This is a genomic window from Mesorhizobium sp. M0626 (genome assembly GCF_040320665.1).
Classification (GTDB): Bacteria; Pseudomonadota; Alphaproteobacteria; order Rhizobiales; family Rhizobiaceae; genus Mesorhizobium.
In genome coordinates this window covers 202,896-217,500 of record NZ_JAMYQD010000001.1, presented here as the reverse complement: position 1 = coordinate 217,500, position 14,605 = coordinate 202,896, and the positions used below count along the sequence as shown (strand labels likewise).

The window sequence follows — 14,605 nt, the reverse complement described above, 5'->3', positions numbered from 1 at the left end:
AATGTACGTCATCCGCATGAAGAACTGCGCCTTCTTTGCCCGGCACGGCGTGCTGGATGAGGAAGAGGCGCTTGGCCAGCGTTTTTATGTCGATGCCGAGTTGACGGTCGAGCCCAGCCGCCCGCTGGAGGATGATTCCATCGAGGACACCGTCAATTACGGCATCGCCTTCACGGTGATTGAAAAGATCGTCACTGGACATCGCCGCTTCCTGATCGAGGCGCTGGCGCTCGAAGTGGCGAAGGCGCTGACTTCACGGTTCCCGCAGATCAGGAAGGCCGAGATCACCGTGCGCAAGCCCAACGCACCGGTGCCCGGCGTGCTCGATTATGTCGAGGTGACCGTTGTCTGGCCAGAGTAACAATAACACGGTCTATCTCAGCCTTGGCGGCAATCTTGGCGATCCCTCGGCCTCGATGGCGGCGGCGCTGCGCCTGCTCGACGCCGACGAGAGCACGCGCGTCGTCGCCGTCTCCTCACTTTACCGCACGCCGCCCTGGGGCAAGCTCGACCAGCCGGATTTCCTCAACGCCGCTGCCGAAATCTCGACCTCGCTGGCGCCAAGGGCGCTGCTCGACCTCTGCCTCGAGGCCGAGCGCAAGCTGAAGCGGGTGCGCGAGGAGCGCTGGGGTCCGCGCCTGATCGACATCGACATATTGGTGTTCGGCGACCGCACAATCCACGAAACCGGGCTGGAGGTGCCGCATCCCCGAATGGTGGAGCGCGCCTTCGTGCTGGCGCCCTTGGCAGAGATCGCGCCGGATCTGGCGGTGGGCGGCAGGAGCGTGACCGAGCGGCTCAGCGCCGTCGATACGTCAGGCATAGAGCGGCTGGCTTCCGGCCGCGATTGGTGGCTGGGTTAACCGGAGAAGCCGCCGCCATCGAGAAATGCCTGTTCGTCCGCCGTCGTCTCGCGGCCAAGCATCTTGTTCCTGTGCGGAAAGCGGCCGAAGCGCTGGATGATGTCGCGGTGCTCGATGGCGTATTTCACATACTCCGGCGCCCTGGCGGTGGTGAGCTCGACCGATCTGTCCTGGTCGGCGGGCAGTTCCGAATGTTCGTAGGGCAGGTACAGGAAGACGCGCAGGTTTTCTTCCAGCGAAAGGTCATGGCCGGCCGCAATCGCCTTGGCGGCAAAGTGCCGTGCCAGCGGATCGGTGGCGTACATATGGCCTGAGCCGCGAAAGCAGTTGCGCGGAAACTGGTCGAGCAGGATCATCAGCGCCAGCGAACCCTCGGCATGCTCCGACCATGCGTCGCACTCGCGCCGCGCGGCGGCAAAGTGCAGGTCGAGAAACCTGCTGCGGAAATCCGCGTCGAAGACGTCGTTCTTCTCGAACCACGCGTCTTCGCCGGCCTCGCGCCAGAATTTGGTGACGGCGAGCGCGCGCTCATCCGATGCGGTCATCAGCTTTCCCCCTGATCGGCGGGCTCGGGCTTGTGCAGCACGCCGGCCGTCTCTTCGTTCAGCGCCTGGCCGGGCCGGCGCGGTTGCGTCAGCGGCGTCGGGATCGGCGTGCCGGTATTGCCCCTGAGGAAACGTTGCCCGGCGCGGACGCCTTCGGCCAGCTGCGTCTCCAGTCGGGCATTGTCGCGCCGTCGCACATCCTCGATGACATCGGCGACATCTTCCGGCTCGACGCCCAAAACCTCGAGCGCGGAACCGCCGAAGACGAGGGCCGATTCGAAGGTCTCGCGCAGCTGGAAGTCGACCCCGGCGCGGATGAGCGACAGGGCGGTGCCGCGATCGAAGGCACGCGCCATGACAGTCAGCAACGGGAACTCCGCCTTGATCAGTTCCGCCATGCGCACCGTGGCGTCCGGCTTGTCGACGCAGATCAGCACGGCGCGCGCGCGGCCTGCACCTGCGGCGCGCAGAATGTCGAGCCGCGTGCCGTCGCCATAGTAGACCTTGAAGCCGAAATCGGCGGCCGCCTGTATCATCTCGACATCATTGTCGATGATCGACACATCGATGCCGCGCAACAAAAGCGGCTGGCTCGCGATCTGGCCGAAACGGCCGAAGCCGATGACCAGCACGCTGCCGGTAAGGCCGTCGGCGATGTCGACGCCTTCAAGCGACTGCTCGTCGCGCGGCGTCAAATATTTGAGCGCAATGATGGCCAGCGGCGTCAGCACCATGGAGATGATGATGATAGCGGTCAGCGTTGCGTTGGCCCGGCTGTCGATGATGCCAACCGCCGCTGCGGCCGAATAGAGGACGAAGGCGAATTCGCCGCCTTGCGCCATGATCACGGCGCGTTCCAGCGCTTCACGATGACCGCTCTTCAGCATGCGGGCGACGAGGTAGATGCCGAGCGCATTCATCGCCATGTAGGCGACGACATAGACGGCGATCAGCCGCCAGTTGTCGGCCACCACATGCAGGTCGAGCGACATGCCGACGGCGAGGAAGAACAGGCCAAGCAGGATGCCGCGGAATGGCTCGACGTCGGCCTCCAGCTGGTGGCGGAAGGTCGATTCCGACAACAGCACGCCGGCCAGGAAGGCGCCCATCGCCATCGAGAGGCCGGAAAGCTGCATAACCAGCGCCGACCCCAGCACGACCAGAAGTGCTGCCGCCGTCATGACTTCGCGCGCCTTGGCGTCGGCCAGGATGCGGAAGAACGGATTGAGCAGATAGCGGCCGGCCACCACCAGCCCGACGATGGCGCCAAGACCGATGCCGATTTCGGTCAGCCTCTGCTGCAGGGTCATCTCGCTGCCGCCCGGCGCCAGGAAGGCGACCAGCGCCAGAAGCGGCACGATTGCCAGATCCTCGAGCAGCAGGATGGACACGATGCGCTGGCCCTTGGGGCTGGCCATCTCGCCACGCTCTTCCAGAAGCTGCATGACGATCGCCGTCGAGGTCAGGACAAAGCCGGCGCCGGCAACGAAGGATTGCGCGATCGGAAAGCCGCCGGCGAGACCAACACCGGTGAGCAGCAATGCGCAGACGCCGACCTGCAGCGCGCCGAGGCCGAAAATCTCGCGGCGCAGGCCCCATAGCCGCGACGGCTGCATCTCCAGCCCGATGATGAACAGGAACATGACCACGCCGAGTTCGGCGACATGCAGGATGGCTTCCGATTCGGAAAAAATGCCAATACCGAACGGGCCGATGACCACGCCCGCGGCGAGATAGCCGAGGATCGAGCCCAGCCCCATGCGTTTGAAGATCGGAACGGCGACGACGCCTGCGGCAAGCAGCGCCACCACCTGAATGAGATCGCTGCCCGATGCTTCCGCTGCCATGCCTCTTGTCCCTGTGTCCGACAGCACTCCTTGCATGCACTGGGAGCGGGAGGCAAGGGCGGGAAGCCTGCCAGGATGGGTAGGGTGCCGCGGCAGCGATTCCCCGGTGGAACAACAGTCTGCGCTTGCCTGTCGGACGGCCGGTATCTATATCTGACAAATGCCTGATTATTCGTCCCGGCCGTCGCCGCTGCCACATATCCCGATGGATGCGCTCAGCGAAGTTCTGCAAGACTTTCGCTTGAGTGGCGTCAACTATGGCCGCTGCGAACTCCGGCACCCATGGAGCATAGACTTTCCGCAACAACAACTGCTTCGTTTTCACTTTGTCGGCCAGGGTCCATGCTGGATTCACACCGAAGCGCAAGGCTGGCAGGAGTTGCGCGATGGCGATCTGGTGCTGCTGCCGCAAGGCATCGCCCATCGGCTGGCGAGTGCGCCGGACGTGGTGGGCGATTCGCTCGAGGGCTGCCAGGTGATCAAGTTGGGCGGCAACGTTTGCGAAGTGATACGGCAGGGAACGGGCGCGACAAGCACCCTTTTCTGCGGCTCCATGTCTCTCGGCTCCTATGCGCTCAATCCGTTGATCACGTTGATGCCGCCTCTCATCAAGGGTTGCGACGTGGCCGGCAATGACCCGATGGTCGGCCCTTTGCTGGCGGCCATGACGGCGGAGGCCGCGCAACCGCAGATGGGCAGCGCCACCATCCTGTCGCGTATGGCGGATTTGCTGACAGCCAGGCTCATACGCTGCTGGGTCAATTGCAACGGCGCCTCGACCATCGGTTGGCTTGCAGCCATCCGCGACCCCCATATAGGGCGCGCTCTGGCGGCCATGCATCGCGATCCCGGCCACAACTGGACGCTGGGAAGCCTGGCCGGCGTGGCAGGCCAATCGCGTTCGATTTTCGCCGAGCGCTTCAGCGCGGTATTGGGTGAGGGCGCCGCACATTATCTCGCCCGCCTGCGCATGCAGCTTGCCCGCGAATTGCTGGGCCAAAACGGCTTGTCTGTTGCCGAAGTCGCTACCCGTTTGGGCTATGATTCCGAGGCGTCCTTCGCCCGCGCGTTCAAGCGCATTACCAATGTCTCGCCAGGCGTTGTGCGCCGCACAATTCCCGGACGAATGGATATGAATTTCGGATTTTAAGGTACATAACATCCGGGCGGACTCGCCTATCTAAGATCTCCAAACTGTGGAGATCTTCCCGTGACTGACACAACATTACAGCTTGAAGACGCCGCCATTGGCCTTGATGCCGATGCACCAGCCGCGTGGAGCGCGGCCACCTGGTTCGCGGTCCTTTCATTGGCGGCCACCAGCTTTGCCCTGGTGTCTGCCGAATTCTTGCCGGCAGGTCTGTTGACGCCGATGGCGCGCGATCTCGGCATCAGCGAGGGAACGGCCGGACAGGTCGTCACCGCCACCGCTTCCGTTGGCGCCGTGACGGCCATGTTGAGCAATGTTCTCATAGGTCGATTGAACCGCAAGGCGGTGCTGGTTGGCCTCATGGCCCTGGCGGTCGGTTCCAATATTCTTGCGGCGCTGGCGCCCAATTTCTGGCTGCTGTTGCTGGGCCGGGCCGGGTTGGGGATCGCTCTTAGCGCTTTCTGGGCACTTTCCGTTGCCGTCGTGGCGCGGCTGGTTGGCGCCAATGCGACAGGTCGCGGCATGGCGATCGTGACCCTCGGCGTCTCGCTCGCCACTATTGCCGCGCCGTCGATGGGTGCGTTGATCAGTGACTGGCTGGGATGGCGCAGCGCCATGGCCATGACGGCGGGGCTGGCCGCGCTTGCCATGCTGCTGCAGCTTCTCAGCCTGCCGACCTTGCCTGCGGCGGCAAGCAACAGCCTTGCAGACGTCTTTCGGCTGACACGGCGGCGTGGCATCCAACTCGGTATGCTTGCCATTGTTCTGCTGATGACCGGGCATTTTGCCGGCTCGGTCTATGTGCGCCCGTTCCTCGAACAGGTGACGCTCCTCACAACCGGGCCGATTGCCCTGGCGCTGCTCGGGTTCGGCATCGCCGCTGTGATCGGCAATATTGCCGGTGGCCGCCTGGCCGACACCAACATCCACATGGCCCTCGCAGTAACCGCCGCGTTGATGGCGTTTGCGGCACTCGCTTTGGTGCTTTGGGGCGCGCAAACCGGCGTTGCCTTCGGCTTTGTTACGCTGTGGGGCTTCGCCTTCGGCATGGCGCCGGTGGTGCTGCCGACCAATATGTCTCGCGCGGCACCTGATGCGCTGGAAGCAGCAGGCAGCCTGATGGTCACTTCCTTCCAGGTTGCCATCACCGTCGGTGCGGTTGTCGGCGGCTATGTCGTGGACACCTATGGCGCTACGGGACCTTTGACCCTAACCGCCGTCCTTGCAGCGGCGACGGCCGCACTGGCGCTGCTGCAGCCTCGTGGCTGAAACCTTGCTTCGTCTGACACGGGCGGCCTCAATCAGGCCTCCCGCGCCGTTGCAGCAGCGCTGCACAGGTTTATGCGCCGCACACGTTGCGTTTTGCCGCAATCGGCGGCTATGGGACGCCAGGCTTCGGCCGTTGGAAGGCAGCGACGATCAAGTTCTGCCTTCGTGAGGAGAATGACTGACATGAAGAAGTTTTTGCTCGTCGGCGTGGGTGTCGCCATGCTTGCCGCATCGGCCTGTTCGAAGGCGCCTGAATGCACGCAGGAAATCGCGGCCAAGAAGGCGCAGGAAATGACCGCCGCGCTGCAGGAAGCGATCACCAAGGATCCGACCAAGGCCGCCGACCTGACCGCCAAGGTGCAGGCTGTGACGACCAAATATCAGGGCGCCACCACGCCGGCCGACGCCTGCAAGGCCTATGACGAGCTGACGGCCTCCATCAAGGGCTGATTCTTCGTTCGGAAATTGAGAAAGGCGGTGGCTCGAGTAGCCGCCGCCTTTTTTGCTGGTGTTCTTAAAGCGCATCGCGCTGACACGAAGGACGGCCGGCACGCACAGGACCCTGACACGTTGGCCTTGCTGTGGCTTGGGCCGTCGGAGACGCTGACATCGTCGGTTGCGCGCCACATGTCCGGTCGCGGCAGAAAGGTGCCGCACCGAGCGGCCCGTGCTTGAGGAGCGCCGACCCGGCCGCAAGGTGGCCTGTCATTTCCCGACATCGAGCTGAGCGGAACAGCTCAGCTATCGCGCAGTGCAACCCCGTTCCGCGCTTTTTTCGGGGAACCGCTTGAGAGTCAGTTTTTGGCGATGGAGCCGACTTCGACGGCGTCGACGCGCTTGAGGCTCATGCCGATGACCGGCACCAGTTGCTGGTCGACGCGCACGGCGATAGTCACCGTCATCGAATTGTCGTCGGGAATGCGGGCCTGCATGACGCCGCGCAGCTGGTTGCGGTTGATAGTGAAGACGACTTTGCGGGCATCGACCACGTTGCCGCCGATGATGTCCAGGCCCGACCCCGCGGCGCCGCCCATGAAATTGCCCTTGTAGTCGCGGCCCTTGCGCTCGACGGTCGCCGACATTTTCTGGGTGAAGACACCGACGCGGCAGTCGCCATCGAGCGTCATGCCGGTCTTGTTGTCCGGCGTCGAGCCGTCGAAGCTGCAGGTGAACTTCGTGCCCTTGTATTTGCCGGCGATGATTTCGCCCGGGCCGACCCATTTGCCTTCAACGGTCCGGAAGAACTGCTTGTCGGGCTCGGCTGCAAAGGCTTTCCCGGTCGGGCCCAGAGGTGCTGCAAGCGCGACCAGGGGCAGGACGCAGGACAAGATTACGCTTTTCATAGACGACACCCGGCAACAAGGAGGCTGTTGTTGGACGACCATGAACAAGATTGGTTAATGCTTGGTGACCGCGAGAGGGCGTTCACTTGCTTGAGGCGGGTGCTTCATTCTCTTTTTTGGCCGCAAACGAGGTCAGCGCCGACAGGAAATCGCCCATACCCGGCCGCCTGCCGGCAATGAAGGGCAGGGGCCGCGCCGTCTCCATGGCAGCAATGCCGATACGCGCCGTCATCATGCCGTTGACCACGCCTTCGCCGAGTTTCGCCGAAAGCCGTGCGGCAAGGCCATGGCCGATGATCTGCTGGACAAAGCTGTCGCCGACGGCGATCGAGCCGGTCACCGCCAGATGGGCAAGAACGCTGCGCGCCAGCCGGAAAAAGCCCAGCGTGCCCGGCCTGCCGCCGTAGAGTTCGGACAAGCGGCGGATCAGGCGCCCGGCCTCGAACACGACATAGGCAACGTCTACGAGTGCGCGGGGGCTGACGGCGGTGACCAGCGACACGCGTTTGGCTGCTTCGAGGATCATCACCTTGGCTCTCGCATCGAGCGGCCCGAGAATCTCGGTCTCGGCCAGTCGCACCAGATTGCCGCCATCGATGATCTCGCCGCGCAATTCGGCCAGGGAGCGCCTGCCGGCCGCGGTTTCGGGTTTCGCAGCGACAAAGGCCGAAAGCTCTTCGACGACGGCCCTTGCAGCCTTCGGATCGTCGCGCGCCATGGCATCGAGCGCCCGCTTTTGCAGTTTTTCGACCTCGGCCAGCCGGGCGATAGCCAAGAATTCGCGCACCAGCACGACCGCGAGGGCCAACACGGCAATTGCGGCCATTCCCGCTGCCAGCCACCCCAGCCACTCTGCGCGCTCGAACAGGTCGCGGATGAGTTGGTCGGTCCACAGGCCGACGGCGAGCGAAACCAGCACGCCGACCGCGCCGAAAAACAGGCTGGCAAACAGCGAGCGCCTGCGTGGCGCGGTCGCCGGCGGCGGTTCGGCGGCGACAATGTCGGGTTCCTCGAAGACATCGATCTCGGCCGGCACGACGACGGCGCGCGACTTGCGTGCCGGCGGCTCGGCATGGGGGCGGCGCGTTTCCTGCTTCGGTTCGGCCTCCGGCTCGATGCGGAAAGCTGCCGGTCTGCGGGGCGCGGTCATGCCAGATGGTCTCCGATCAGGAACTGCAAGGCGCGGTCGAGCCTGATATGCGGCAGCGACAGCGTGACGCCTTCAGCGGTGCGTTCGAGCTTTGGCGGGCGAAAGCGCACGAAACGGATCGCCGGATCGTCGCTGCTCTGCCGGTGGTCGGCTTCGGAAACGTCGAAAACCGCGTCAATTTTCTCCGGCAAGTCCCCGGGAAATATGGCGGTTTCGGCTTTGCCATCAAAGGTTTCGCCGTTGATCTTCTCGCCCTTCAGCGGCGTGCCGATGATCACCGGCAGGGTTTCGCGGCCTTGCTTGACCGTGCCTTCGCGCGTCGCGCGCACCGCCGCCATGGCGACCACGTCGACATCGGCGCCGGTGAAATTTGCCCGCGCCACGGCGCGGTCGGCAAGCCGCCGCACGATTGCCTGCAGCCGGTCATGGCTTTCGTGATGCAAATGGTCGGCCTTGGTCGCGGCAACCAGGATGCGGTCGATGCGGCGTGAAAACAGGTCGGTGAGGAAATTGCCTCGGCCAGGACGGAAACAGGAGAGGATTTCGGTCACCGCGCGTTCCAGGTCGGCCATCGCGCCGGGGCCGGCGTTCAGCGCCTGCATGGCGTCGATCACCACGATCTGCCGGTCGAGGCGGGTGATGTGTTCGCGGAAGAACGGTTTCACCACATGCGTCTTGTAGGCCTCGTAGCGGCGCTCCATCATCGCTTGCAGCGAGCCGGAGCGCGGCCGTTTCTCACCCTTGAGCAGCAAGGGCGCGAAGGTCAGCGCCGGCGATCCCTCGAGGTCGCCAGGCATCAGGAAACGGCCGGGCGGCAAGGTCGAAAGCGCCCGCTCGTCGAACTTGCAGGCCTTGAGGTAGGCGGCAAAACTCTCGGCGAGGCGCCGCGCCGTCATCTCGTCGGCGTCGGCATTGGGGTCGATCCTCGCCGACAGCGCCCGCCAGTCCTGCGACAGGTCGGCCCGCACCGGCAGCATAGCCATCTCAAAAGCTTCATGCGAAAAATCGGCGAAGGATTTGCCGAGCAGCGGCAGGTCGAGCAGCCATTCGCCGGGGTAGTCGACGATGTCGACCGACAATCGGCCGCTGGAAAACATCCGGTTCCAACCGGAGGCAGACTCATATTCGATGGTGAGCCTGAGTTCCGAAATGGCGCGCGTCGAGTCCGGCCAGACACGGTCGTTGACCAGGGCGGAGATATGGTCCTCGTACTGAAAACGCGGCACGGCATCGTCCGGCTGTTCCTCGAGGAAGGCGCGAGCGATCCGTCCCGACTTCTGCGCCTCGAACAGCGGCAGGCGCCCGCCATGGATGAGATTGTGGACGAGAGCCGAGATGAACACCGTCTTGCCGGCCCGGGACAGTCCGGTGACGCCCAGCCGAAGCGACGGCGAAAAAAGCCCGCTCGCACGCCCCGACAGCGTATCCAGGGCAATTCTCGCTTCGTCGGTGAAAGTGGTCAGCGATGATGCCAAAATCTGTTCTCTCAGGCGTGCTCTTGCGCCCGATATAGGCTTTGCGGTTCAAGTTTGAAATGGCGCCCGGCCTCGGCCGGCTCGGCTCAGAGATCGACGGGCGTCAGGAAGGCTTCGAGGTAGCCCGCGCCTTGCGCAGCCTCGGTGAGGGTGCCGTCGAAGCGCACGACCGCAAGGCCGGAGGTCGGGAAACCATGGTTCATGATGGCCCGAGCAGCCTCGTCGCCGTCGCCCGAGACCGCCATGGCAAGGTCTTCCGTCATCGGATTGTGGCCGATGACCAGCAGCGAGCCGGGGCCGCCATTGCTGCGGATGATGGCGAGGTAGCCGGCGGCATCCTCGCTGTAGAGCGTGTCGAAGAACAGCACCCGGCCGGTATCGGTGTGGCCGGCGATGCCTTCCAGCGTCTGGCGCGCCCGCTTGGCGTTGGAGCAGAGCGTGATATCGGGGATGTAGTTGCGGGCACGCATCGCAGTCCCCATCATTTCGGCATCGGCAATGCCGGATGCGTCGAGCGGGCGATCGAAGTCGCGCACGCCGGGAAGGGCCCAGCCAGCCTTCGCATGCCTCAACAGATACAGTCTGCTCACCGGACCCCCAATGGTGTGCTGCCCACCAATGACACAACTGGATTAGCCACGAGAAAGGCCTGAGGCACAATGGGCGGCGACGCCCAAGCGCAGCGAATCATGTGCGAATTCGCCCGCGCCCTTGCTATGGAAGGCTTTGCTGAGGATCGCCCGCGCGGCATTAACAATTGCGTGAAACGCGCGCGGATTACGCTTGTGCAGCCTTCTCTGCGCGAATATATAGGCGCCAAATTTGGGGTTGTTGGGTGAGTCGAATGAACGATATCGTTACAGCCAATTACGTACCCTCCGAAGACGAGCCGTTCATGAACGAACGGCAGAAATCCTACTTTCGCCTGAAGCTCGTCACCTGGAAGACCGACATACTGCGCGAAGCGCGCGAAACCCTCGAAATCCTGCAGCAGGAAAACGCCAACCATCCCGATCTCGCCGATCGCGCTTCCTCGGAAACCGACCGCGCCATCGAGCTTCGGGCCCGCGACCGCCAGCGCAAGCTCATTTCAAAGATCGATTCGGCGCTGCAGCGCATTGATGAAGGCACATACGGCTATTGCGAGGAAACCGGCGAGCCGATCGCGCTGAAGCGGCTGGATGCGCGTCCGATCGCGACCTTGTCGATCGAAGCGCAGGAGCGCCACGAACGCCGCGAGAAGGTCTATCGCGACGATTGAGCCGCTGCCGTCAGGCAGGACTGTTTCATCAGAAATGGCCGGGTTTCCCGGCCATTTCTGTTTTTGGCCGAAGGGTTTAGTCCGCCCCCAAGTTAAAGCGCGTCGCGTTGAAACGGACGAGACGCTTAAGCGGCGTTCGATCGGGAATCGGCAAGATGTGACGGTTCGCCGGGCTTTATCGTTTCTGGCTGGCGAGTTCGCCGAGCAGCTTGGTCATCTCGTCGTCGAGAGACTGCGGTGCCTTCGCAGCCGGCTTGCTTGCCGGTTTGGGGTGCGAATCGTCGAGCGAGACCTCGAGTTCCCGCATCAGGGTATCGTCGATGGACTCATGCTTCGGTGGCGGGGCCTGCCGGGCAGTATTGGCGGCGGAGCCATAGGCCGGCAGCGGTGTCACATTGCTCGCCTGGTAGATTTGAGCCGGTTTCGGCGCCGGTGCGGCCTGGCGCGGCGGAACGGCGGCTGGAGCAGCCCTTACCGGTTGCGGCGGTGGCGCCTGCCTTGCGGGCGCGGTGGGAGCGGGTTGTGCTGCGCGCGGCCGCGGCGCCTGTTGCTGCTGGCCAACACCGCCATCGCCGGTCAATGCCGGACGGCGTGGCGCTGCAAGTCTGATATCGCGCTCGACGACAACGTCGGTCGGGCCGCCGATCAAAAGCAGGTGTTCGATGTCGTCGCGACGGATGAGCACCAGCCGGCGGTGGCTGTCGACCGCCGTCGCGTCCATGACCGCCAGCCGTGTCTTGCGGTTCCTGCCGCCGGCAACGAAGGTGCCGAAGGTCAGGTTGCGGACCAGCCTGATGATGATGAGCACGATGACCAGCAGGACAAGGGCAGCAAACGTCCACAGCAGCGCTGCGGCATATCCGGGACCCGCCACATTATCCAGCCACTGCATCGGTGCCCCCAATCGGCTTTTGAAGTGGAGGGACACTAGACCGTTGCGGCCAGCCACCGCAAGTTGCCTTCACGCTTCGTGAACAGCTTGAAAACACCGACGCGTCATTTTTATCCGACATTTGCCGCCAAGGCCTTTTCCGGATTAGGAGAATGTGATTCAACCGGCCGGGGGCGGTGTCGGACAACTCACGAGCAGGGGGCATATGGCCAGGGAAACGCGAGGCGATTTCTATCCGGTACCGATCGTCGATCAGAACACGCGGCCAGGCGCGGTTACCCGGCTCATCGTGTTCATCATCGTCCTGACTGGGGCCGCGATCGTTTTCGGCATTTTCCGCGAGCGTCTTGGCGATCCGTTCCTGCTCGGCATGCTGGGCGTGCTTGCCATGATCGGCGTCGGCTTCCTGTTCGCCACGGCCATCGGCTTCGTGCAGATCGCGCCGCGTTCGACCGGGGACGAACTGTCGAAGGCCTTCGTCGATTCGATGTCGCAGGGCCTGATCGTCACCGACACCAAGGGCCGCGTCGTCTACGCCAACCGGGCCTACGCCGAGATGACCGGTGCTGCGTCGGCCGCCGATCTGAAGACGGTCGAAGGCCTGCTTTCCGATGTCCCCGAAGCTTCGGTGACCATATACCGGCTGGCCTCGGGCTTGCGCGATGGCCAGGCCGGCGACGGTGAGTTCCGGCTAGCACAGTCGATCCGGCCGGGCGCCGAACCCGGCGCGCGCTGGTACCGGGCGCGGGCCCGGACCTTCAGCGTTCCCGGTCAGCGCCTGCCGATGCTTGCCTGGCAGCTTGCCGATATCTCGCAGGAACGGGCCGAGCAGGAGCGTTTCTTCCTCGACTTGCAGAAGGCCATCGACCATCTCGACCATGCGCCGGCCGGTTTCTTCTCGGCCGACCAGGAAGGCCGTGTCACCTACATCAACGCCACGCTCGCCGAATGGCTGGGCATCGATCTGGCGAGCTTCACCCCTGGCGCCGTGACACTCCCGGAAATCGTCGCCGGCGACGGCATGGCGCTGGTGCGCTCGGTCAAGGCCGATCCCGGCACCACCCGCAACGCCGTCATCGATCTCGATCTTACGACGACGACCGGCGAGGCGCTGCCGGTGCGCTTCATGCATCGGGTCTCGGCCAGCCGCGAGGGGACCAACGGTCCCACCCGCACCATCGTGCTCAACCGCACGCAGGGCGAGGACGCATCGGCCGATCTTCGGGCTTCGGAGGTACGCTTCACTCGCTTCTTCAATTCGACGCCGATGGCCATTGCCGCCGTCGACAATGGCGGCCGCATCCTGCGCACCAATGCGCCGTTCCTGTCGCTGTTTTCCTCCGTCGTCGACGGCGACGCGGTCGACCGCCGCGTGCGGCTGGACACCGTGATCCACGAGCGCGACCGGCCGGCCTTTGCCGCCGCGTTCGAAAAGGCGCGGCTGAGGCAGGCCGACATCGAGCCGATCGACACGCTGCTGCCCGGCAATGAGGAGCGTCACATCCGCTTCTACGTTAACGCCGTCGCCGACGGCACCGGCGAGGGCGCCGAGGAATCGGCCATCGTCTATGCCGTCGAGACCACCGAGCAGAAGGCGCTCGAGGGCCAGATGGCGCAGAGCCAGAAGATGCAGGCGGTCGGACAGCTCGCCGGCGGCATCGCCCACGACTTCAACAATGTGCTGACTGCCATCATCATGGCGTCGGATCTTTTGCTGACCAATCACCGGCCGTCGGACCCGTCCTTCCCCGACATCATGAACATCAAGCAGAATGCCAACCGGGCGGCCTCGCTGGTGCGGCAGTTGCTCGCCTTCTCGCGCAAGCAGACATTGCGGCCGGAAGTGCTGAACCTGACCGACGTGCTTGCCGATCTCCGGATGCTGCTTGCCCGCCTGGTTGGCAACGAGATCAAGCTGAAGGTCGACCACGGCCGCGATTTGTGGCCGGTCAAGGTCGATATCGGCCAGTTCGAGCAGGTGGTGGTCAACCTGGCCGTCAACGCGCGCGACGCCATGCCGGCCGGCGGCGACCTCACCGTGCGCACCCGCAACGTCACCGCCGAACAATGCAAGAGCTTCTCCTACCGCGAGCTCACGCCTGCCGACTATGTCGTGGTCGAGGTCGAGGATAGCGGCTCGGGCATTGCCCCGGACGTGCTGAAGAAGATTTTTGAGCCGTTCTTCACCACCAAGGAAGTCGGCAAAGGAACCGGCCTTGGCCTGTCGATGGTCTATGGCATCATCAAGCAGACCGGCGGTTTCATCTTCTGCGATTCCGAAGTCGGCAAGGGTTCGACCTTCCGCATCTTCCTGCCGCGCCATTTCGTGGAGGCGAAAAAGCCCGGCGACGTCAGCGAGGCGCCGGCTGCGCCGGTGAAAGCCGCCGACAGCGCCAAGGACCTGTCGGGCTCGGCCACTGTGCTCCTCGTCGAGGATGAAGACGCCGTGCGCATGGGCGGCTCGCGGGCGCTGACCTCGCGCGGCTATACCGTCCATGAGGCCTCCTCGGGCGTCGAGGCGCTGGAAGTCTTCGAAGCGCTCGGCGGCAAGGTCGATATCGTCGTGTCAGACGTGGTGATGCCGGAAATGGACGGACCGACGCTGCTCGGCGAACTGCGCAAGCGCCAGCCCGACATCAAGTTCGTCTTCGTGTCCGGCTATGCCGAAGACGCTTTCGCCAGAAACCTGCCGCCTGACGCGCAATTCGGCTTCCTGCCGAAGCCGTTCTCCCTCAAGCAACTGGCCACCGTGGTCAAGGATGTATTGGAGTCCTAGGGCGCCCTAATTCAAAGCTTGCGCAATGACGTGA

15 protein-coding genes are annotated in these 14,605 nt (G+C 64.0%); 8 read left to right on the top strand and 7 right to left on the bottom strand.

The window, feature by feature from the left end; genetic code table 11:
- Position 1: 1 nt before the first annotated feature.
- The gene (gene folB, locus NKI37_RS01165) at positions 2-361 is read left to right on the top strand and encodes a dihydroneopterin aldolase (RefSeq protein ID WP_023673502.1); all 360 of its coding nucleotides are present in this window, start codon (positions 2-4) and stop codon (positions 359-361) included.
- Complete coding sequence (gene folK, locus NKI37_RS01160) at positions 345-863, top strand: 2-amino-4-hydroxy-6-hydroxymethyldihydropteridine diphosphokinase (RefSeq protein WP_023685987.1); 519 nt, start codon at positions 345-347, stop codon at positions 861-863. Before folB ends, folK begins: the two co-directional genes overlap by 17 nt.
- Here the strand turns inward: folK and NKI37_RS01155 are convergent.
- Together NKI37_RS01155 and NKI37_RS01150 are read right to left on the bottom strand one after the other, a co-directional pair.
- Complete coding sequence (locus NKI37_RS01155) at positions 860-1,408, bottom strand: DUF924 family protein (protein WP_023673500.1); 549 nt, start codon at positions 1,406-1,408, stop codon at positions 860-862. The genes folK and NKI37_RS01155 overlap by 4 nt on opposite strands.
- Positions 1,408-3,255 (bottom strand): monovalent cation:proton antiporter-2 (CPA2) family protein, encoded by a 1,848-nt coding sequence (locus NKI37_RS01150; protein WP_352788328.1) that lies wholly within the window; start codon positions 3,253-3,255, stop codon positions 1,408-1,410. The genes NKI37_RS01155 and NKI37_RS01150 overlap by 1 nt, the downstream gene beginning before the upstream one ends.
- Before the next feature lie 160 nt (positions 3,256-3,415).
- On the opposite strand from NKI37_RS01150, the gene NKI37_RS01145 reads away from it, so the two are divergent.
- The 3 genes from NKI37_RS01145 (at position 3,416) to NKI37_RS01135 (ending at position 6,124) form a co-directional block, all read left to right on the top strand.
- Positions 3,416-4,405 carry an AraC family transcriptional regulator gene (locus tag NKI37_RS01145; RefSeq protein ID WP_352788333.1) on the top strand — a complete coding sequence of 330 codons (990 nt, stop codon included), beginning with the start codon at positions 3,416-3,418 and terminating at the stop codon, positions 4,403-4,405.
- A gap of 60 nt (positions 4,406-4,465) precedes the next feature.
- Entirely contained in the window at positions 4,466-5,674 is a 1,209-nt protein-coding gene (locus NKI37_RS01140) for an MFS transporter (RefSeq protein ID WP_023688655.1), read from the top strand.
- A 183-nt stretch (positions 5,675-5,857) separates the two neighbouring features.
- Positions 5,858-6,124 carry a hypothetical protein gene (locus NKI37_RS01135; RefSeq protein ID WP_023754918.1) on the top strand — a complete coding sequence of 89 codons (267 nt, stop codon included), beginning with the start codon at positions 5,858-5,860 and terminating at the stop codon, positions 6,122-6,124.
- 344 nt (positions 6,125-6,468) lie between these two features.
- Here NKI37_RS01135 and NKI37_RS01130 read toward each other — a convergent pair whose 3' ends face one another.
- The 4 genes from NKI37_RS01130 to NKI37_RS01115 form a co-directional block, all read right to left on the bottom strand.
- Positions 6,469-7,017: a hypothetical protein gene (locus NKI37_RS01130; RefSeq protein WP_023673495.1), complete on the bottom strand. Its 549-nt coding sequence runs from the start codon at positions 7,015-7,017 to the stop codon at positions 6,469-6,471.
- 82 nt (positions 7,018-7,099) lie between these two features.
- Positions 7,100-8,167, bottom strand: a complete 1,068-nt coding sequence (locus NKI37_RS01125) for a YcjF family protein (protein ID WP_352794343.1) — start codon at positions 8,165-8,167, stop codon at positions 7,100-7,102.
- The gene (locus NKI37_RS01120; protein ID WP_023707484.1) at positions 8,164-9,642 is read right to left on the bottom strand and encodes a YcjX family GTP-binding protein; all 1,479 of its coding nucleotides are present in this window, start codon (positions 9,640-9,642) and stop codon (positions 8,164-8,166) included. Before NKI37_RS01120 ends, NKI37_RS01125 begins: the two co-directional genes overlap by 4 nt.
- An 86-nt stretch (positions 9,643-9,728) precedes the next feature.
- Positions 9,729-10,232: a SixA phosphatase family protein gene (locus NKI37_RS01115; RefSeq protein WP_023693370.1), complete on the bottom strand. Its 504-nt coding sequence runs from the start codon at positions 10,230-10,232 to the stop codon at positions 9,729-9,731.
- 69 nt (positions 10,233-10,301) lie between these two features.
- Here NKI37_RS01115 and NKI37_RS01110 point away from each other — a divergent pair, with 69 nt between their 5' ends.
- Both NKI37_RS01110 and dksA read left to right on the top strand, forming a co-directional pair.
- Positions 10,302-10,481, top strand: a complete 180-nt coding sequence (locus tag NKI37_RS01110) for a hypothetical protein (RefSeq protein ID WP_023696495.1) — start codon at positions 10,302-10,304, stop codon at positions 10,479-10,481.
- A 5-nt stretch (positions 10,482-10,486) separates the two neighbouring features.
- Positions 10,487-10,903, top strand: coding sequence for an RNA polymerase-binding protein DksA (gene dksA / locus NKI37_RS01105; protein ID WP_023673491.1), 417 nt, complete (start codon positions 10,487-10,489; stop codon positions 10,901-10,903).
- 175 nt (positions 10,904-11,078) lie between these two features.
- Here the strand turns inward: dksA and NKI37_RS01100 are convergent, their stop codons facing one another.
- The gene (locus NKI37_RS01100; protein WP_023693371.1) at positions 11,079-11,795 is read right to left on the bottom strand and encodes a flagellar biosynthetic protein FliO; all 717 of its coding nucleotides are present in this window, start codon (positions 11,793-11,795) and stop codon (positions 11,079-11,081) included.
- A gap of 205 nt (positions 11,796-12,000) precedes the next feature.
- Here NKI37_RS01100 and cckA point away from each other — a divergent pair, with 205 nt between their 5' ends.
- The gene (gene cckA, locus NKI37_RS01095; protein WP_352794341.1) at positions 12,001-14,571 is read left to right on the top strand and encodes a cell cycle histidine kinase CckA; all 2,571 of its coding nucleotides are present in this window, start codon (positions 12,001-12,003) and stop codon (positions 14,569-14,571) included.
- Positions 14,572-14,605 lie beyond the last annotated feature (34 nt).